Source organism: Tunturiibacter gelidiferens, from assembly GCF_013410115.1.
Lineage (GTDB): Bacteria > Acidobacteriota > Terriglobia > Terriglobales > Acidobacteriaceae > Edaphobacter > Edaphobacter gelidiferens.
In genome coordinates this window covers 455,146-473,857 of sequence record NZ_JACCCV010000002.1, presented here as the reverse complement: position 1 = coordinate 473,857, position 18,712 = coordinate 455,146, and the positions used below count along the sequence as shown (strand labels likewise).

Below are 18,712 nucleotides of genomic sequence, written 5' to 3'. Positions count from 1 at the left end.
GAGATCCGTGCGGCATCTTTTTTCTCCCAGTTTCAGGATAATAAGCTCGATACAATCGATCCGTAGAGTCAACCGTCAGGAAAAATAGGATTGTGTCTTCTACCCGTATGACTCCCGAAAGAGAATCAAGCTCTCCGTTGCCTGTACCGTCGCCCCTGCCAGCGCCTCCTGTGGCATCTGCTGCGGATGCGACGCCGACTGCGGTTGGTGCAACCCAATCTCCAATTCGAGACTTCCTCAGCAAACGGGGAAGCGGCAGCTTTGCTGATAATAGCTTCGCCGCGGTTATGCTTCTCTGCGCGTGCAGCATCTTCGCCATTGTCCTCTTTATCTTCGTCATTCTGGTCGTTCACTCCCGGTTGAGCCTCATCCAGTTCGGTTGGAAGTTCTTCACGCGCCAGGCGTGGGATCCGGTTTCTGGAGACTTTGGTGCGCTGCCCTTCATCTATGGCACACTCGCCACTTCGCTGCTGGCTCTATGTATGGCGGTCCCACTGGCACTTGGAGTAGCGATCTTTCTTACGGAACTGTGCCCCCGCGTTCTTCGTGCCCCGATCTCCTTCCTCACGGAACTGCTGGCAGCCATTCCCAGCGTCGTCTATGGTCTTTGGGCCGTCTTCGTCCTTGTCCCGCTCATGCGTGATCTCATCGGCCCCTTCCTCTATAAGACGCTCGGCTGGACCGGCTTCTTCGAAGGCACCAACTTCGGCGTTGGCCTTCTGACAGCCAGCATGATCCTCGCGATCATGATCCTTCCGATCATCTCCTCGCTGACCCGCGACATCATGAACGCGGTACCCAATAGCCAGCGAGAGGCTGTACTTGCTCTGGGAGCCACCCGTTGGGAGATGATTCGCATCGGCGTTCTGCGCAACTCCCGGATCGGCATCGTGGGAGCCGTCATGCTGGGGCTCGGTCGTGCCCTCGGGGAGACGATGGCTGTCACCATGGTCATCGGCAATCACCCCGATATCAGTAAGTCGCTCTTCGCTCCCGGCTACACGCTGGCCAGCGTCATCGCCAACGAGTTCTCTGAGGCCACCGGCGATCTTTACCTTAGTGCCCTCATCGAGATCGGCCTCGCGCTCTTCCTGGTAACCATCGTGGTGAACGCTATCGCACGTCTGATGGTCTGGGCGGTCACACGCAACGCGCCGGCGCGGGTGAACTGACATGAGTACTCAACCCTTGAGCAACCAGCCCCGCCCCATGGACTTCGAGTCCAAGTCCATGCGCAGAAACAAAGCATGGCGCGCCACTACCAACTACTTTGTCAGCGGTCTTTGCATCCTCGCGACTGTCCTGGTAATCCTGCCGTTGGTCGCTATCCTCTTTTATCTGATCTATAAGGGTGCGAGTTCGCTAAATCTCGCCTTCTTCACGCACATTCCCGCCCCGGTAGGTGAGGCCGGTGGAGGTATGGCGAACTCCATCGTCGGCTCAGGCATCATCCTCTTCCTTGCTAGCCTGATGGGTATCCCAATCGGCATTGCGGCCGGAGTCTATCTTGCAGAGTTTGGTCGGGGCAAGACTCTTGCCACCGCGGTCCGTTTCACGGCAGACGTGCTGAATGGCGTTCCATCTATTGTCATGGGCATCTCGATCTATTCGCTGATCGTCGTTCAACAAAAACACTTCTCCGCTCTGGCTGGAGGAGTAGCTCTCGCCATCATGATGGTCCCAACCATCACGCGCACCACAGAAGAGATGCTCGCCACGGTTCCGCATGCTATTCGTGAGGCCGCTCTTGGCCTTGGCGTCCCTAAATGGAGAACAGCGATCTCGGTCAGTCTACGTACGGCCTCGCCTGGCATCATCACCGGCTGCATGCTGGCATTCGCCCGCGTTGCTGGAGAGACCGCTCCGCTGCTCTTCACTGCTTTCGGAAATCAGTTCTGGAACTTCAAACTCAGCGAACCGATCGCCGCTCTGCCTCTGCAGATTTACGTCTATGCCATATCGCCGTATGACGAGTGGCATCGTCTCGCTTGGGCCGGTTCGCTCGTTCTTATCGTCTTAATCATGGTCTCGGTCACGCTCGTCCGCATCTTTGCCAACCGCGGCGTACTCAAGGGAGGAAGCTAGTGGGAGTCGGCATTTTAGTTGAGGATTTGAACGCGTGGTATGGAACAACGCACACCCTGCAGGACATCAACCTGCATATACCGGCGAACCACGCCACCGCGCTCATCGGCCCTTCGGGCTGCGGTAAATCCACCTTCGTCCGTTGCCTCAACCGTATGCACGAGACCAATCCCATCGCCCGCGCCACCGGCACCGTCAAGATGGGTGACGTCGACATCTACAACGACGCCTCGCCGGTTGAGATCCGCCGCCGCGTTGGCATGGTCTTCCAGCGGCCCAATCCATTCCCGACCATGTCCATCTACGACAACGTCGTCAGTGGCCTCAAACTCAACGGCTTCCGCAATCGCCGCATCCTCGACGAGACGGTCGAGCGTTCCCTCAAACAGGCCGCGCTTTGGGAAGAGGTCAAGGACGATCTCAAAAAGAAATCCGGCGCCTCGCTCTCCGGAGGCCAGCAACAACGTATGTGCATCGCCCGTGCGCTCGCTGTCGATCCAGAGGTTCTACTGATGGACGAACCCGCCTCTGCGCTGGACCCGGTCTCAACCTCAAAGATTGAAGATCTCATCTTTCAGCTCAAGAGTCAGTACACCATCGTCATCGTGACGCATAACATGCAGCAGGCAGCCCGCGTTGCCGAAAACACCGGCTTCTTCCTCAACGGTAAGATGGTCGAGTTCGACTCTACCCACAAGATCTTTACGAACCCGAGGGACAAGCGAACGGAAGACTACATCACCGGGAGGTTCGGCTGATGCGCGTCAAATTTCATCAGAGCCTCGACGAACTGAAGGAGAAATTGCTTGTGATGGCGGGGATGGCGGAGCAGGCGATTCAGCGCTCCATCGAAGCCTACCGCACGCGCGATCTTTCGATCTGCGAACTCGTCTTCCGCGCCGAGCCCTCCATCAATCGTCTCGAACGCGAGATCGATCAAATGGCGCTAGACTTGCTGGCTATGGAACAGCCAATGGCCATCGATCTTCGCTTCATTCTCTCAGTGATCAGAATTAATGCCGACCTTGAACGCGTGGGCGACCAGGCTGTCAACATTGCTGTGCGCGTAAGAGAGATGGGTGCTTTCGCCAACATCGATCTTCCGGTCGACATTCCCAAGCTCGCCTCACTCTCTTCCGCAATGGTTCGCAAATCGCTACAGGCCTTCATCGAAGGCGATGCCGAACTAGCCGAATCTGTTCTTCGACTCGACGATCAGGTTGACGAGATGAATGATGCTGCTTTTTACGCGCTCAGTTCGCTCATCAAGGAAAAGCCCGAACTTACTCCGCAATCGCTCAACGCTCTGATCATCGCCCGCAACCTGGAACGCGTCGGCGACCACGCCACTAATATCGCCGAAGATGTTATCTTCTGGGTTCGTGGCGCGGACGTCCGTCATAACAGCAACGCACTCTAGCTCGGCGATGGTATAGGATTACTACGATTCCCACCTCCATTTGAGTCCGAGAGATTGGTGCTGCCTCCGGCTCCACGGAACCCAGAGTCAGTCTATGTCTGGTTCCCACCAGACGAGTTTTGGCATCATCGGATAGTACAGGCCAACTCGCAGCTTTCCGCTCTCGACGCGGTCGCCCATCGTTTGGGCATACAGCTTCATCTGGTCCGTGTACTTCATTCGCTCCTCGGCAAGAAACTCGTCGATTCCTTCGCGGCCGTGCGTCGCTGTTTTGTAGTCGATGATCCAAAGATAGCCCGCCCCAGGCTCCATCGGTTTTGCCCCACCATGAAACACCCGATCCAATCGCACACTGCTGCGCACATCGCTCCACGAGCTCAGCGAGAGTTCGCTCGACGCTTGCTTGTGCTGGCTCAGCACCCATCGTCCCTCGTCGTCCTGCAGCATATTGATGAGCGCTGTCTTCACTCGTGGAACGAGTCGCTCGACGACGGCGGGCTGTAGGCCATCTCCCCGCAGCACAGCCGCGATTCGCGGCGTCCATCCCGCCACTTCGGGCAGTACGGTCTCAACCCTCGTATTAACCGCCAGCCTCTTCGCAAGCATCTCCAGGAAGGCATGGACAGCGTTGCCAAATGCGCGAGCCTCGAAGGAGCCTTCAGGTCTTTCGAAGTGCGCAGATCCTGGTTTAATCGCTTCCTCGCCGTAGGAGAGCTTCTGGTTTACCGAAAATCGTGATTCTGGATTGAATTCCATTGGAAAGCGTTGGAGCATCGCGGGTCGCACAACTTCGTCTGCGGCTGCTGCAATATCGCCGATGAAGCTATCTCCTTGGGACTTCGGAAGCATCATGAACATCTGGCCGGGGATCTTCGAGTCTGGCGCATTCACCCTAAAGTGTCGTTCCGCTGCGGGCCACGCGGTAGCCAGCAGACTCCCATGAGGGCGGATTACCTCGCCCCTCGCCGTGGCTTCGGGAGAAGCGAACAGATGCAGCTCCTCCCGCGCTCGCGTACATGCGACATAGAAGAGCCGCTTTCTCTCCGCAGCCTCCTTTGCCTTATCCATGTCCTTCAACCAACGATTTAGTGCCTTTGAACCTTCACCGCGACTCACGATCGGTGCGAGCATGATGTGCGCCGCTTCTGAATCGCCGGAATCGATCTCACTCCATGTAAGCAACTTCTCACGATCCGCAGGATCTTTCTTCTGAAGTCCCGGCACTATCACGACATCCCACTCCAGGCCCTTCGACTTATGAATGGTCATTAAATCGACTGCCCAACCTCCGGCCGCCGGTTGGGCAAACAGTTTATCCAGTCGGCGTTTCAGCAGCCTGACATTAGTCGTACCGGTGTCCTTTTCCATCTCATCTAGAAGCTGTAGATACCTTCGTGCATTGGCCAACTCGCCCGGCTTCAAAGACGCATCCCCGCCTAACGATCGCCAGGTTCTCTCTACCCATTGGGATGCGCCTAACCCCGACCGCTTCTCCTGTGCTGCTTGCAACACGGGCCACACGCGCATCAGCCTTGCACGGCTCTTTTCATTCAGCAGGTCAAGTCTCTCTGTGATTAGATCTCCGATGCATCGCTCTGAGCAATCGGGATCATCCCCGCCCGCCAGCGTATGAAGATCGGCACGCCCAAGGCCGCACCACGGGGCATGCAGCACTGCGAGCCACGCCACGCGATCGGCCGGGTGCATCATGGCTCTGGTCAGCGCAAAGAGATCGAGAACCTCCTGCCTTTGACCGAGCGCTTCTATATCCACTGCACGAAACGGAATTGTTCCCTTCGCCTCATCCTTCAGTTCCACCACGATATCGGCCAGTAGATTGCGGCTCCTCACCAACACCGCCAACTTCCATGGTTCGCCGCGTCCCTGCGGCAGCGGCCTGCTCCGCCAATCCTCGACGATCGCCCGCACCTGTTCTGCCTCCAACTTGGCCTGTCGCCGCTTCATTTTCTTTTTCGTTCTAGCCGAAGTTTCTGAGGCCAGCACACCCGTATGCCACACGAGGCTCAGCGAGCCTCGTCGCGAAGGCCCCCGGACAGCCTGTGCCTCGACATATGGCACCTCCTCCGGATTCGCAGCATTGATTTTCCGGGGAAACAGCAAAGAAAAATCATCGTTGAACGCTTCAACAAGCTCACTTTGCGAACGGAAGTTTGCCGTCAACCGAAGTCTTCCAACCGGAAGATCGCCCAGAAGTTCAGTCTCCATCGTCTTCACGAACCGCTCAACTCGCGCCTGTCGGAACAGATAGATCGACTGCTTCGGGTCGCCTACAAGAAATACGGTTTGACTGTGTCCGTCCCATCTCTGTGTGAGTAATTGAATAAGTTCGTACTGACCTGTGGACGTGTCCTGCATCTCATCGACAAGCAAGTGCTGCAGACTCATACCCAATGCTTTGCTCAAATCAGAGATAGCGCCATCCCGCCGGAGCGCGACCTGCGCTAACAGTCCAAGCTCGGCAAAATCGCACTCTCCACGCCGCGCAAACACTAGCTGCAACTCAACCAGCGCCCTGCTTAAAACGCGAAACAGCGCCTTTGCCACGGCCCACTGCTCTCGCGGATACCGAACAGGCGGCAGGCCCCTCACTCTTTTGATCGCTTCAAGCACATCATCGCGGTCCCGCAGCTGTTGCATCAGAACCTTCAGCCGCTCGGCGTGATTTTTTTCAATTTTGAAGCCCAAATGATTGCGAGTTGCAGTCGCCCTCCACTTCGATTCCTGTGTAGTAAGCAGATGAATCAAGGCTCGCCAGTGTTCGAGGTCTTCAGCAGTCTCCTGCGGTGTGGTGTGCAATCCGGCACACATGGCAATTGGAGAAGGCGTTCCTCTATAGCCCTCCGCGTTCCCCATCTCACCCGCAAGCGAGGCCAGTTCCTGCAGAATGTCTTCCGGAACACTGAGCGACAATCGCGTCAGTCCGGCACAGACAGCTTGCTCCAGCGCCAGCTCAAGCTTGGGCAGCACCGCTTGATCTAGAAAAGCATCGTCCAGTTGCTGTCTTCCCAGAGGGACCAACTCTCCCCACTGATTGCGCAGCGGAAGCATCTCCATCAATAGCCGCTCGCAGTCCCGAAGACTGCCATCGCGATGCAACAAAACTGTACGCAGTGCAGCGTCTAACTCCACATCACTGCCACCGAGTTGCATCAACGTCTCTCTCGCCGCTTCCCGATACATCAACGTTGGATCTTCGACTGGCGTCTGCCGTCCTCCAGCGCCTGAGAGAACCGGCAATAATCGCGCCACCTCACCGCAAACTGAATCGATAGTGCGAATATTCAATCTGCGTGGATGTTGCAGCAACTCCCATCCCAGAGAAGCGTCATGGCGGAGCACCATCTCTGCCAACGCACGTGTCTCACGATCGAAGTCGGAATAGCTCTTCAAGGGCTCGCATCGGGAAGCACTCTCCAATTGAGCGATTACTCGCTCCCGCATCTCGGCCGTCGCTTTTACTGTGAAAGTGATGGCCAGAACCTGAATAGGATCTTCGACACTCTCATCGGCTAACAGCTTCAGGAAGCGTTGAATCAACAGACCGGTCTTGCCGGACCCGGCCGGCGCCTCTACGATCCAAGATTGTCGAATATCAAGGGCTTGCTCTCGCTCCTGCCAGTCTGGTGGCCGCCTAACGTGAGTGTCCCCTGGAAGATCGTCAGTCTTCGCAGCTACAAACAGATCAGCCACGGCTCACCCCCGCCCCAAAGTCCTCCTCCTCCTCCTCGTCCTCCTCAAGCAGTGAGACGTCAAGCCTGCATAAGATCCTCTGTTCACAGTGAGCGCAGGTTCGCGGATACGTCTTTGGACTCACACGCGCGTCGCCCGAATAAAACTCTTCTGCTAGCGTCACCAACACTTCTCTCCACCGATCCACCTGACCTTCGAGTGTTGGGGCGTCTTTCAGTTTGCTTGGCTTGGGTAGAACGCCATCACCTACCGCGTAGCCCTTTAGACCCCGGCCCTCACCTGCCCGGACCAGACCGAAAGCGACTCCCTGCAACCGATCCGCTTGCGTGAGGATGGCATACAACGGAAGCTGTGGAGCGTCGGGTCTTGAAGTCAGCCAGTCGTTGGGCGACGCGTGGCCTGTCTTGTAGTCAATCAGCACCTCACCGTCTTCCACTACGTCGACCCGGTCCATACGAACACTCAGGCGTAGCGGACCAACGCGGACATCTCTAAGCTCTTTCTCGCTGAGCTTGACCTCGAAGGGTAGTCTTCGCTCCAACTCCAGCTCAAGCCATCCCGAAAGAAGTCTGCGCAATCTCTCGCGTTGCACCTCTACATACGCTTCGTCCCAATTGGTCGCACTCGCTTCTGCTGTCTTCTTCAATGCCTGAGCGGCACACCACTCCAGCGCCTCATTGCGTTCCTCCGTGGTCATCGACCGCAGATTGTCCTGCGTCTTCACCTTGTCCCAAAAGATCTCGAGCGCCTTGTGTACCGCCGTACCGCTCTCTCTCGCATCCATGCCAGGTTCGATCGATTCAAGCTCTGTCGCCCACAACCGCTTCTCAGCAAAGGCCCGAAAACCGCACGCCGCCTGCAATTCCAAAACTCTTGCGCCGCCGCGAATCACGCGGTCCGGTAATGCCTGAACCTCAGCAATGTCCGCGATCTCTTCCAACTCAACAATTGAGCGCTGCGGCTCACGCTCTAGGAGCTCGGCGGCTCCAACCGCCTCCAGGCTGAGCCCGGTCAGTAACGGCGAAGGTCGCTGGTTCCCCTCCGAAATCTCCTTTGCGTAACTGAACACGATAGTGCTCGCACTTGCAGCAATCCGCTCCGTGATCCTTCGCGCGCGTTCGCTGTCCAGCGGTGCATCTGTTCCCGGCATCTCCAATTCACTTTGCAGATGCCAGGGCAGCAGGGAACTACCAACGGTCGGCATCGGCCAACCCAGCTCGCCCGCACGTAAGAACCACACCGCGTCAAAGGTGCTTCCAGCAGCCTCCAACGGACCCATCACCTGCACGGGAGCTTCTCGCGACTCCGGCGCAAACATAGTCTGGCGAGCAATTCTTTCGATAGCTCCCAGCGCTTGTGCAAAGTCGACAGGTACGCCATCGAAGTCCAGCGTTGCGAGCTCATCCAGGGCACTCTCCCACTTGCGCCGTGTCTGAAATTCAACGCTGGTCTCCCTGTCTCTAGAGGCCCACGCCGCCGTTACCAGAATCTCCCGCATCTTTTCTGCCCAGTCTGCATGCGAACGCGCATCAAGTCCTTGCAATCGGTCCGCAACTCTCAGCATTGCGCGCAATGTACGAAGCAGTTGCGAGAGTTTAGACCTGCGTTTTGATCGATCCATCATCTCGATCAGTCCGCGCAGCGAGATCTCCGGTCGCAGCATTCGAGCTTTACGGAGTTCAAAGGCATCGAACTCCGCGCGTGCACTCGCCTCTCCAGTGCGCACTGCGAAGTAAGGCGACAGCAGCAATGCACTCACCGTCTCCAGCGGCAACGGCTCGCTTGACCATCGCAGTAGATCGAACGCGGTAGCAACCATGGGAGTCTCGATCAACGTTGAACCGAGCGAAAACTCATAAGGTTTAACGTGATCGTCTGCGCGGATGTCTTCAAGCTCAGGTGCCAACACTTCCCGAAGCACCCGGTCGATCTCTCTGCGCTCGCTCTCAAGCGCAGGCACGATTACTGCGACAGTCGCCCCTGCGTTCTCTTCAAGAAATGTCCGCATCCAGCGCGCTGCGATAAACAACTCCTCCGGGCCATCGTTCGCTTCTACCAGTAAGCGTCGCTGCGCAGCAATAGTTATCCGCAACTCCTCTACCTGAATCCCCGTCGAGAGTAAGGCCTCCACCAGCCGACTTTGCGTTGGGGTCATATGATCGAATCCAACCAACACAACCCTGCCCGCGGTGAGCTCAAAGAAACTGATTCTCGCGAAACCCTTTTCGAGTTCTTCACATAGCTTGTCTTCTACCTGGGCCTGTGCGATGAATCTCTCAGCCTGGCATAGACGTTCAAACGTGTGCGCCCATAGCTGAAACGACCGTGTATCCGAGTTGCCGATCGCTTCCTGCAGGCCTGTTTGCCCATCGTAACTGCATATCAGCTGCCAAGCCTCTGCCGCCATTACAGCCAGCGAGTCCACAGTTCGCAGACTTGCCAGCTCATCGTCTGCTTCGAGAATGGAACGCCACACCACATGCTCCTGTGACCGATTCAACATCATCTCCGCGACGTGGGCGTCTACCACCAGCCGATGCCACATGTTCGCAAGCCATGCATCCCACGACATCACAGTTGCGGGCGTCCAGCTTGTAAGCCCCGAAGCACTGTTGCGCTGATCCCACCCGCGCCGAATGGCGCGTGCTGCCCGCTGGTTGCCCGTCACCACGACTGCACCCTGTTCCAACGCCTCAGCGATCCCATCCGGCAGCAGTCGACGACCGTCCATCCTTCGGTTATACGCCCACCGTCGCAGGAAAAACAGACTTCGGAATTAGTCCGCGGCCTGCCGCGTCCGCGCTGTAACCAAACTCATCGCGAGCAGTCCCAAGGCGGCCGCAAAAGGCAGACCGAGCGCCAGCTGCAGCGATCCTGTCCGCGTAGAAATTACTCCCATCATCCAGGGCAACGCCGCTGCCCCCAATCCCGAGACCGCGACCACGATGCCTGCCTGCCGCGCAGTTGGCCGTTCGGCCATCAGCAGCGCAAAGGTGGCTGGAAAAAACGGCGCCAAACTGAGCCCTAGGAGAACGGCAAAGCCAGCAATGGCCCCAGCGGAATGCGCCATCGCCAGAGCAGCCGTGAACCCGGCCGCCAGTGCCAAACTCCATCGCTGTGTAGTCTTCTCTCCCACGTGCAGCATTACTGCCGAAGCGCCCAGACGCCCGAATGTCAGCGCCATCCAAAGCAGCAGCGTCGTATACTCACTCACCGTCAGAGTCTTTTCGCCATACCTCAGTGCGAACGTCGTCAGCCACCCGCTCAGGCACGTCTCCAACCCGCCATAGAGCACAAGCAGCCCAGCGAAGTAGAGATAGACTCTTCCGCTCAACCCCATCTGCGGCCCGGTCTCTGTCGACGCAGCGTCGAAGTCTTCAACACCCGAAACTTCTCCACGCATCTGCATCCACAGCACCAACAGGCCAATCACGAACAGTCCTGCGAATCCCGCAAGCACTCCCCTCAGCACAAAGTGCGGCAACAGCCATGCAGCCAGAAGCGCAGACAGCATGGCTCCCAGACTGAACGAAAAATTCAACAGCGACAAAGCCGAACCCCGATGCGCCGTGAGCCTGCGGCCAGCCAGAATGTTGATCGAAGTAATGATCTGCCCCAGCCCAAATCCACCCACAAACAAACCTGCGCACCCAACGCCCATCGACGGAGACAGCGCAAAGCCGCCGAATCCCGCTGCGCCCGCAACCAACCCCACCAGCAGACTCCACCTCAGCTTTTGTGACACCGTGACTCCACCAAGAAACGCGCCGCAGAACTTCGCCGTCATCAAAAGTCCGCTTTGAGCGTCCACCATCCCCCACTGCTTCGCCAGCAAAGGAAGAATCGGTCCCAGCAAGGCTGTCCCAAGACCAGCAAGCATTAGCCCAAAGTGCATCAGCCCTTGAGAAGGTGCCCCATTCTTACTTCGCTCCATCAATCGCTCCTTCGTAGTCTCACAGTTCAGCCATTATCATTGACTCAGGAGTCTGCCCGTGTCCCGCAAGCCTTTACTTCTTCTTACCTTCCTTGTTCTCTTCGCTGGCTGTCATCAGAACACGTCTACGGCATCCAAACCACCTTCTGCCGCAAAGACCTTCACCATTCGCGGTAGAGTCCTCTCCACCGATGCCACCCACGTCACGCTCGATGGCGAGAAGGTTCCCGGCTTTATGGAGGCGATGACTATGGACTACAAGCTCGCAGATCCCAGCGTCGTCAACGAGCTCCACGCCGGCGACCGTATCACAGCCAAGGTCTTAGCCGACAAGGAGGGCGACAGCTATGGAAATGTTCGTCTCGAAGACATCGTCGTCATCGCGCAGGCCCGCCCCGACTACAAGCCTCCCGTCTCCTACCACGTTCCCACCGCAGGCGATGTTGTTCCCGACTTCAAACTCCTCAACCAGAGCGCTCGCACAATTCACCTCGACCAGTTCAAGGGCAAGGTCGTGCTGATGACTTTCATCTACACTCGTTGCCAGCTCGCAGACTTTTGTCCTCGCATGAGCCACAACTTCTCCGACATCGACAAAGCGCTTGCCGCTGACCCAGCCCTCTACAGACAGACCCATCTCATCAGCGTCAGTTTCGATCCCACCTACGACACGCCCAAGGTTCTTCGCAGCTACGGCGGCGCCTATACCGGCAACTACACCAACGAAAAGTTTCTCCACTGGGACTTCGCTGCGCCAACAGAGAAAGAGTTACCTGCGATGACACAATTTTTCAATGTAGGCGTCACCCCCGGCGACAACAAATCCCTCACCCACTCTCTCTCGACTGTCCTCATCGGCAAAGATGGCAAGATCGTCGACTGGTACCCCACCAACGAGTGGAAACCGGAAGATATATTAGTTGCAATCAAGAAGAGTGCCGCCTAGCCCATAGACAAACAAGAGATCGAGATTCCTCATCTGAATAGGTGTGTGTAATACGCACTGAGGTATGTGTGTGTAATACGCACGGAGGTAAGTTCAAATGAAGATTCGTCGAATCGCTATTCCAGCACTTGCTATTGCACTTGCAGCTCCAGGTTGCGTGTTGCTCAGTCATACCCCCAGCCGGCACCAGGCTACGGGCAGGGACCAGCCGGATGGGACGTTCCACCGCAGGAGTTCCGCGACATTCAACGGCAGGGCTACCATGATGGCATCGAAGGAGCCCGCAAAGATTTCGACAACCATCGCCGGCCCGACGTAAATAATCGCGATGAGTACCGTCATCCGCACGTGCCCTCAAGCGCACGGAGTGATTATCGCGATGGTTTTCGTCGTGGCTATGAGACTGCGATGTCGCACATGATGAACGGTCCAAGATAGCGGAAGTTATCGTCGCAAAATACCCAGCCGTTGAGGTTGGGTATTTTTTGCTGTCCAGCACCCACTCAGGTACGTCTCAGCGATTTCGCGGATGCCGGTTCTGGTGCTCGCGCCCTTCTGGGCAGTTATAAATCCTCTCTACCGCCCCTTCGCGGAGGGCTAGCCACGCCATTGAAGTATCCTGATATTGCGTTCTATCAAGGAGTTCCACTTCATGGCAAAACTTACTATCGCCTTTGGCGTCCTGCTCATTTTGCTTGGCATTACAGGCTATCTCACCACGGGTAGCGCTCATCCTACGGCGCTGATCCCCAGCGGCATCGGCGTCTTCTTTGTCCTCTTCGGTGTTATGGCGAATACTGAAGACTCCAAAAAACGCAGCCTCTGGATGCACATCTCCGTCACGGTAGCGTTGCTGGTCTTTCTGGGAATGATTCCCTCCGCCATCGACACGCTCAGACTCTCCCGGGGCGCCTCGTTTCCTCACCCCATAGCCGTCGAAGAGAAGGGTGCACTTTGTCTCTTCTGCCTGATCTACGTGCTCTTTTGCGTCCGCTCTTTCATCTCCGCTCGCCGCGCTCGCCTCGTATCCTAGCGCCTCCAGCGTAAACTCAACTTAGCTATGTCCTCTTCTTTCGGTCCATCCAGCTTTGGCGGCGGTATGAAAGCCGTAGACCGCCCGTCCCGCGGCACCGGCAGAGCTACGGCGGCCGACCTCACAGCCTCGCGTCCCAAGCCCAAGCTGACCAAAGTGATGCCCGAGGTGTGGAAGCTGGTCAAGCCGCGTCGGTGGCTGCTCGCCGGCAGTTTTTTGTTGATGATCGTCAACCGTCTCTGCAGCTTTGCTCTGCCGGTTTCCTCGCGCTACCTCATCAACAACGTAATGTACAAGCATCAATTGAACCTGCTGCCCTGGATCATTGGAACCGTTGCGACCGCCACTTTCCTGCAGGGAGTCACCTCCTACACTCTCACCCAACTCCTCTCCACAGCCGGCCAACGGCTCATCTCAGAGCTTCGCACCCGTGTTCAACAACACATCGGCCGTTTACCTGTAGCCTTTTATGACGAGAACCGAACCGGCACTTTAGTCGCCCGCATCATGACCGACGTCGAAGGTGTCCGCAATCTGGTCGGTACCGGCTTACTCGAGTTCGTGGGCGGCATCCTCACCGCAATCATCGCCTTCTGCATCCTGATTCGCATCAGCGGACGCATGACGCTACTCACCGTCTGCATCCTTCTGGTCTTCGGCCTCATCCTGCAGAAAGCCTTCAAGACGATTCGCCCCATCTTCCGCGAACGCTCCAAGATCAACGCCGAGGTCACTGGCCGCCTCACCGAATCGCTCGGCGGCGTGCGCGTCGTCAAGGGCTACCACGCCGAAGAGAGCGAAGCCCGTGTCTTTGCTCGAGGCGTCGAACGGCTCCTCAAGAATGTAATCAGCTCCATCACCGCCCAATCTCTGATGACCCTCTCCTCGACGATGGTCCTCGGCGTCGTCGGCGGCCTCATCATGTACCTCGGCGCGAAAGAGATCGCCGCCCATCGCCTCGATGTCGGCGGTTACGTGGAGTACACCATGCTGCTCGCCTTCATGGTGGCGCCCATCGTTCAGCTTGTCTCTATCGGCACTCAGCTCACCGAAGCTCTCGCGGGCCTGGACCGTACCACCGAGATCCTGAACGAACGCGAAGAAGACAGCGAGCCCAACCGCACCGTCGTAATCAATCCGATCCACGGTGACGTCGCCTTTCAAAACGTAACCTTCGCCTACGAGACCGACAAGCCCGTCCTCCACGGCATCAGCTTCGACTCAAAACCCGGCACCGTCACTGCACTTGTGGGTTCCTCGGGCTCCGGCAAGTCCACAATCATCTCGCTCATCTGCGGCTTCCACAACGCCGTCGGCGGACAGGTTCTTATCGACGGCATCGATCTCGCAACCATTCGACTCAGCAGCTACCGCCAGCAGCTCGGAGTCGTTCTGCAAGAGACCTTCCTCTTCGACGGCACCATCCGAGAGAACATCCTCTTCAGCCGCCCGCAAGCCACCGAAGAACAGCTGATGGAGGCCAGTCGCATCGCCCGTGTCGACGAGTTCGCCGAGCGCTTTCCCGAACAATACGATACCGTCGTCGGCGAACGAGGCGTCAAGCTCTCCGGCGGCCAGCGTCAGCGTATCTCCATCGCCCGCGCCATCCTTGCCGATCCGCGCATCCTCATCCTTGACGAAGCCACCAGTTCGCTCGACTCAGAGTCCGAGGCGCTCATCCAGAGCGGTCTCAACTTCCTCATGCAGGGCCGCACCACCTTCGTGATCGCGCATCGACTCTCCACAATCCGCCGCGCCGATCAGATCCTCGTCATCGAGCAGGGAAGGATCGTGGAACGTGGAACCCATGACTCGCTCTACAAACTGCAAGGCCGCTACTACGATCTCTACACCCGCCAGCATGGCTTGGAAACGAACCTCTTTCTCGCCCCAGGCGAAGGCGACAAAGTTGAAGAGTCTGTTTCGGCAGAGTCGTAGCGTCAACCGCGCGTTACCCGCAGCGGCAAGGTTGATGCTCACATCCACGAACAATTCAAAATCCTGACGAGCGGGGAAGAAGTGAAAGCTGAGAAAGTCGCAATGAACTTACAGGACCAGTTCGGACAGGTTGATATCTACGTCTTCGACCAGATCCTCCGAGGCAACATCGCTCCCGATATGCGTGTCCTCGACGCCGGCTGCGGATACGGCAGGAATCTCGTGCATCTTCTGCGAGAGGGCTGCGAGATCTTTGCAATAGACGCAAATGCCGAAGGGGTAGCGCACGTGCGAGCGCTTGCAGCCGAATTAGCCCCGACCCTTCCAGCAAGCAACTTCTTGGTGGGAGAACTTGAACGGATAAACCTTCCAGACAACTTTTTTGACGTGGTCATCTGTAGCTCGGTGCTGCACTTCGCGCCGGACGAATCTCATTTTCTCGCCATGATTCAGGAGCTCTGGCGGGTTCTGAGGCCGGGAGGTCTGTTCTTCTGCCGATTGGGTTCGCGCATCGGGATGGACTTCGAACAGCTGCGAAGCCACATCTATCGAATCAACGACGGATCCGAATGGTTCCTGGTCGACGAGTCCATGCTGATGCAGTTGACGCAGCAGTTGGACGCCGTCATGGTCGATCCACTCAAAACTACCATCGTACAGGACTACCGTTGCATGACCACGTGGGTGCTGCGTAAGCGCTCAAACCGGCCCAATGGACAAGCCTAGCTCTCCACCCCAAGCTGTATCAGCAAAAACGCGTAATCGAACGCGATCTCTTTCAGATAGTCGTATCGACCAGAAGCACCCCCGTGCCCGGCGTCCATGTTAATGTGCAGCAGCAGCGGGGTGTCATTCGTCTTCAGCGTTCGCAATCTGGCAACATATTTTGCCGGCTCCCAGTACATCACCTGAGAGTCGTTCAGGCTCGTCTTCACCAGCATAGCGGGATATTCTCCGACCTTGAGGTTGTCATACGGCGAGTAAGACCGCATGTACTCGAAAGCCTCCGCCTCGTTCGGATTTCCCCACTCCTCATACTCCGCCACAGTCAGCGGCAAACTCGCGTCGAGCATCGTGTTCATCACATCCACGAAGGGAACGTGCGACAGAACCACTCGAAACAACTCTGGCCGCTCATTGACCACTGCACCCATCAGCAACCCGCCCGCGCTCCCACCCTCAATCGCAACCCGATCCCTGGCTCCGTACCCCTTGGCGACCAATTGCTCAATCACCGCGATGAAGTCGCTAAACGTGTTGCGTTTCACCATCATCTTGCCAGCATCGTGCCAGGAATCTCCCATCTCCCCACCACCACGAATATGCGCATAAGCGATCACCACGCCTCGATCGAGCAGCGACAAACGCGACGAGCTGAACCCGATGGGAAGAGGATATCCATACGAACCGTACCCGTAAACATAAACAGGATTCGTCGAGTTTCGCGTAAACGAGTCGCGCCGATAAACAACAGAGACCGGAATCTTCACCCCGTCTAACGCTTCTACCCAGACGCGCTCCGAAGCATAGCGAGCAAAATCAAATCCGCCCGGAACCTCCTGCTGCTTCAAAAGCTCCGAAGTGCCCAGCCGAACGTCATATTCATACACCGAAGCTGGCGAAACCAGCGACGTGTAACTGTATCGAAACGCCTGTGTATCGAACTCCCGGTTCGCATGGGCTCCCGCCGAATACACGGGCTCAGGAAATTCAATCTCCTTCGATCTCTGGAGGGTTTCACCGGAGGCAAAGTTGGTTACGGCCAAAGTTGGCAAGCCAAGCTTTCTTCTCGAAGTTACGTAAAATGAAGCGAATACCTCAAAGTCCTCAAGCGGAGCTTCAGCATCTAGTGAGACAAATTCTTTCCAGTCTACGCGCCCAGGCTTTTCGACAGCAGCAGTCACAACTCGAAAGTTCTTCCCAGTATCATTCGTCCGAATGTAGAAAAGGCCGTCGCGATGATCGACCGAATACTCCTGATCATCGATCCGCGGAGCGATCATCTGAAACTCCCCGTCGGGAGAGTCGGCCGCGAGGAAGCGGCACTCACTGGTGGTGTGGCTTCCGGCTTCCATCAGCAGATATTTGCCGTCTCGCGTCTTGCCTAAACCAATATTGAATCGCTCGTCTTTTTCTTCGTAGACCACTACATCCTTGGTCGCCGTATCGCCCAGATAGTGCCGAAAAAGATGATCCTGCCGCTTGGTGACGTCATCCTCGGTCGTGTAGAAGAGTGTCGAGTCCGTCGCCCAGACGATCGACCCTACTCGTTCAGCAGTGTCTGGCAGATCCAAGCCGGTCTTCAAGTCCCGAATGTGCAGCGTGTACTGCCTGAACCCGGTGTTGTCGGTGGAGTATGCCAGTTTGAATCCATCCGGACTCACACTCATCCCGCCCACAGACATAAACGATTGGCCCACCGCAAGCAGATTTACATCCAGCAAAATCTCCTCTGGCTGCGACTCGTCGAACCTCGGCCCCGTCGCCAGCCTCCGGCAATGAATCGGATACTGGCTCCCCTCCACCGTTCGCACGTAGTAGAACCATCCGCGCTGTAGGTATGGAACCGACACATCCGTCTCTTTGATGTGGGACAGCATCTCGTCGTAGAGTTTTTTCTGCAGATCTTCGGTGGCCTTCATCACGGAGAGCGTATAAGCGTTCTCATCTTCTAGATGAGCCAGCACCTCAGGCGATGACTTCTCCCTCATCCAGCGATAGTTATCTTCGAGGGTCTGTCCATGCAGCGTTGTGGGCGTAGGTTCCTGGCGAGCGTGGGGTGGCTGGATGGTACCTGGCGTCATTAATTTGAAGCTCCATTGACAGGATACAGCGTCGCCGCGCCCCGAGAGGCAACCATAAATTAGCCCTGTACACCCAACACAAGAATGGCATCTGCGGCACGAGTGAAACAGTCGTCCGCTACTGGAGCAAAATCATGAAACTCAATTCAGCTTGCAACCTGATCTCTCAAACCCTGGTCCTGAGTGCAGCAATCCTCTATCCCGCAATTCTTCTAGCGCAATCCGATCCCATGAGTCCCCCAGCGTCACAGACACAGCCGAATCGAGCGCAGCAAGCGCCTGCCTCTGCTACCGCCATTCAGGATTCCTCCACAAACTCCGGAGACATCGGCCAGACAATGAAGGACAAGATCTTCCTGCGCAAGGCTGCCCAGGGAGGGATGGCCGAGGTGAAGCTTGGCCAACTTGCGGCCCAGAAGGGAAGCAGCGACGATGTGAAGGCCTTCGGCCAAAAGATGGTCGACGATCACACCAAGTTGAACAACGATATGGCCCCGATCGCTGACTCTATGGGCGTCAGGCTGCCAACGAACCTGAACAAGGAAGACCAGGCCGAGTACGACAAACTCAACGGACTCTCAGGCAATGACTTCGATATGGAGTACCTGTCGTTTATGGTGAAGGACCATCACAAGGACCTGCACGAGTTTCGTCAGGAGGCCGCCAGCACAACGGACCCGACCCTTCAGACCGCGGTCAATAACGCGACGAAAGTAATTCATGAGCACAGCATGATGGTCGACAAGCTCGCCCGTGAAAAAGGTGTCCCCATGCCGCCAGACGGCGGGAACAAATCAGCTAGTCCCACTTCATAACGGTTGCTTTTCGGTTCAGGTGGTCG

14 protein-coding genes are annotated in these 18,712 nt (G+C 56.9%); 9 read left to right on the top strand and 5 right to left on the bottom strand.

What is annotated here, in order from left to right; genetic code table 11:
- Nucleotides 1-107 precede the first annotated feature (107 nt).
- From pstC to phoU, 4 genes are read left to right on the top strand one after another with little or no spacing between them, the layout of a single operon-like run.
- Nucleotides 108-1,172 carry a phosphate ABC transporter permease subunit PstC gene (gene pstC, locus HDF12_RS14080; protein WP_179586902.1) on the top strand — a complete coding sequence of 355 codons (1,065 nt, stop codon included), beginning with the start codon at nt 108-110 and terminating at the stop codon, nt 1,170-1,172.
- Between the two features lies 1 nt (nt 1,173).
- Nucleotides 1,174-2,085 carry a phosphate ABC transporter permease PstA gene (gene pstA, locus HDF12_RS14075; protein ID WP_218892463.1) on the top strand — a complete coding sequence of 304 codons (912 nt, stop codon included), beginning with the start codon at nt 1,174-1,176 and terminating at the stop codon, nt 2,083-2,085.
- On the top strand, nt 2,085-2,843 hold the full coding sequence (pstB, locus tag HDF12_RS14070; protein ID WP_179584355.1) for a phosphate ABC transporter ATP-binding protein PstB: 759 nt from the start codon (nt 2,085-2,087) through the stop codon (nt 2,841-2,843). The genes pstA and pstB overlap by 1 nt, the downstream gene beginning before the upstream one ends.
- Complete coding sequence (gene phoU, locus HDF12_RS14065; protein ID WP_179584353.1) at nt 2,843-3,505, top strand: phosphate signaling complex protein PhoU; 663 nt, start codon at nt 2,843-2,845, stop codon at nt 3,503-3,505. Before pstB ends, phoU begins: the two co-directional genes overlap by 1 nt.
- Nucleotides 3,506-3,592: 87 nt before the next feature.
- On the opposite strand, the gene HDF12_RS14060 is transcribed toward phoU, so the two are convergent.
- The 3 genes from HDF12_RS14060 to HDF12_RS14050 are packed head-to-tail and all read right to left on the bottom strand — an operon-like array spanning nt 3,593 to nt 11,150.
- The gene (locus HDF12_RS14060) at nt 3,593-7,216 is read right to left on the bottom strand and encodes a UvrD-helicase domain-containing protein (protein WP_179584351.1); all 3,624 of its coding nucleotides are present in this window, start codon (nt 7,214-7,216) and stop codon (nt 3,593-3,595) included.
- A complete protein-coding gene (locus HDF12_RS14055) occupies nt 7,209-9,947 on the bottom strand; it encodes a PD-(D/E)XK nuclease family protein (protein ID WP_179584349.1) in 2,739 nt (912 codons plus the stop codon). The genes HDF12_RS14060 and HDF12_RS14055 overlap by 8 nt, the downstream gene beginning before the upstream one ends.
- A gap of 45 nt (nt 9,948-9,992) precedes the next feature.
- Nucleotides 9,993-11,150: an MFS transporter gene (locus tag HDF12_RS14050; RefSeq protein WP_257025667.1), complete on the bottom strand. Its 1,158-nt coding sequence runs from the start codon at nt 11,148-11,150 to the stop codon at nt 9,993-9,995.
- A 58-nt stretch (nt 11,151-11,208) separates the two neighbouring features.
- Between HDF12_RS14050 and HDF12_RS14045 the strand changes: the two genes are divergently transcribed.
- Nucleotides 11,209-12,096: an SCO family protein gene (locus tag HDF12_RS14045; protein WP_179584347.1), complete on the top strand. Its 888-nt coding sequence runs from the start codon at nt 11,209-11,211 to the stop codon at nt 12,094-12,096.
- A 168-nt stretch (nt 12,097-12,264) separates the two neighbouring features.
- Here HDF12_RS14045 and HDF12_RS14040 read toward each other — a convergent pair whose 3' ends face one another.
- Nucleotides 12,265-12,444 carry a hypothetical protein gene (locus HDF12_RS14040; protein WP_218892462.1) on the bottom strand — a complete coding sequence of 60 codons (180 nt, stop codon included), beginning with the start codon at nt 12,442-12,444 and terminating at the stop codon, nt 12,265-12,267.
- 304 nt (nt 12,445-12,748) lie between these two features.
- Here HDF12_RS14040 and HDF12_RS14035 point away from each other — a divergent pair, with 304 nt between their 5' ends.
- The 3 genes from HDF12_RS14035 (at nt 12,749) to HDF12_RS14025 (ending at nt 15,793) form a co-directional block, all read left to right on the top strand.
- Nucleotides 12,749-13,129 (top strand): TMEM14 family protein, encoded by a 381-nt coding sequence (locus HDF12_RS14035; protein ID WP_179584344.1) that lies wholly within the window; start codon nt 12,749-12,751, stop codon nt 13,127-13,129.
- Nucleotides 13,130-13,195: 66 nt separating this feature from the next.
- On the top strand, nt 13,196-15,067 hold the full coding sequence (locus HDF12_RS14030) for an ABC transporter ATP-binding protein (protein ID WP_373563930.1): 1,872 nt from the start codon (nt 13,196-13,198) through the stop codon (nt 15,065-15,067).
- Nucleotides 15,068-15,169: 102 nt separating this feature from the next.
- Nucleotides 15,170-15,793: a class I SAM-dependent methyltransferase gene (locus tag HDF12_RS14025; RefSeq protein WP_179584340.1), complete on the top strand. Its 624-nt coding sequence runs from the start codon at nt 15,170-15,172 to the stop codon at nt 15,791-15,793.
- On the opposite strand, the gene HDF12_RS14020 is transcribed toward HDF12_RS14025, so the two are convergent.
- Nucleotides 15,790-17,871, bottom strand: a complete 2,082-nt coding sequence (locus HDF12_RS14020; RefSeq protein WP_179584337.1) for a S9 family peptidase — start codon at nt 17,869-17,871, stop codon at nt 15,790-15,792. The two genes, HDF12_RS14025 and HDF12_RS14020, sit on opposite strands and share 4 nt — an antisense overlap.
- A 134-nt stretch (nt 17,872-18,005) precedes the next feature.
- Between HDF12_RS14020 and HDF12_RS14015 the strand changes: the two genes are divergently transcribed.
- The gene (locus HDF12_RS14015; RefSeq protein WP_179584335.1) at nt 18,006-18,686 is read left to right on the top strand and encodes a DUF4142 domain-containing protein; all 681 of its coding nucleotides are present in this window, start codon (nt 18,006-18,008) and stop codon (nt 18,684-18,686) included.
- Nucleotides 18,687-18,712: the final 26 nt, after the last annotated feature.

Excerpts from the sequence above, each read along its gene's own strand:
- pstC (WP_179586902.1), top strand. The coding sequence starts at position 108 with ATGACTCCCGAAAGAGAATCAAGCTCTCCGTTGCCTGTACCGTCGCCC.
- pstA (WP_218892463.1), top strand. The coding sequence starts at position 1,174 with ATGAGTACTCAACCCTTGAGCAACCAGCCCCGCCCCATGGACTTCGAG.
- phoU (WP_179584353.1), top strand. The coding sequence starts at position 2,843 with ATGCGCGTCAAATTTCATCAGAGCCTCGACGAACTGAAGGAGAAATTG.
- HDF12_RS14055 (WP_179584349.1), bottom strand. The coding sequence starts at position 9,947 with ATGGACGGTCGTCGACTGCTGCCGGATGGGATCGCTGAGGCGTTGGAA.
- HDF12_RS14050 (WP_257025667.1), bottom strand. The coding sequence starts at position 11,150 with ATGGAGCGAAGTAAGAATGGGGCACCTTCTCAAGGGCTGATGCACTTT.
- HDF12_RS14035 (WP_179584344.1), top strand. The coding sequence starts at position 12,749 with ATGGCAAAACTTACTATCGCCTTTGGCGTCCTGCTCATTTTGCTTGGC.
- HDF12_RS14030 (WP_373563930.1), top strand. The coding sequence starts at position 13,196 with ATGAAAGCCGTAGACCGCCCGTCCCGCGGCACCGGCAGAGCTACGGCG.
- HDF12_RS14025 (WP_179584340.1), top strand. The coding sequence starts at position 15,170 with ATGAACTTACAGGACCAGTTCGGACAGGTTGATATCTACGTCTTCGAC.
- HDF12_RS14020 (WP_179584337.1), bottom strand. The coding sequence starts at position 17,871 with ATGACGCCAGGTACCATCCAGCCACCCCACGCTCGCCAGGAACCTACG.
- HDF12_RS14015 (WP_179584335.1), top strand. The coding sequence starts at position 18,006 with ATGAAACTCAATTCAGCTTGCAACCTGATCTCTCAAACCCTGGTCCTG.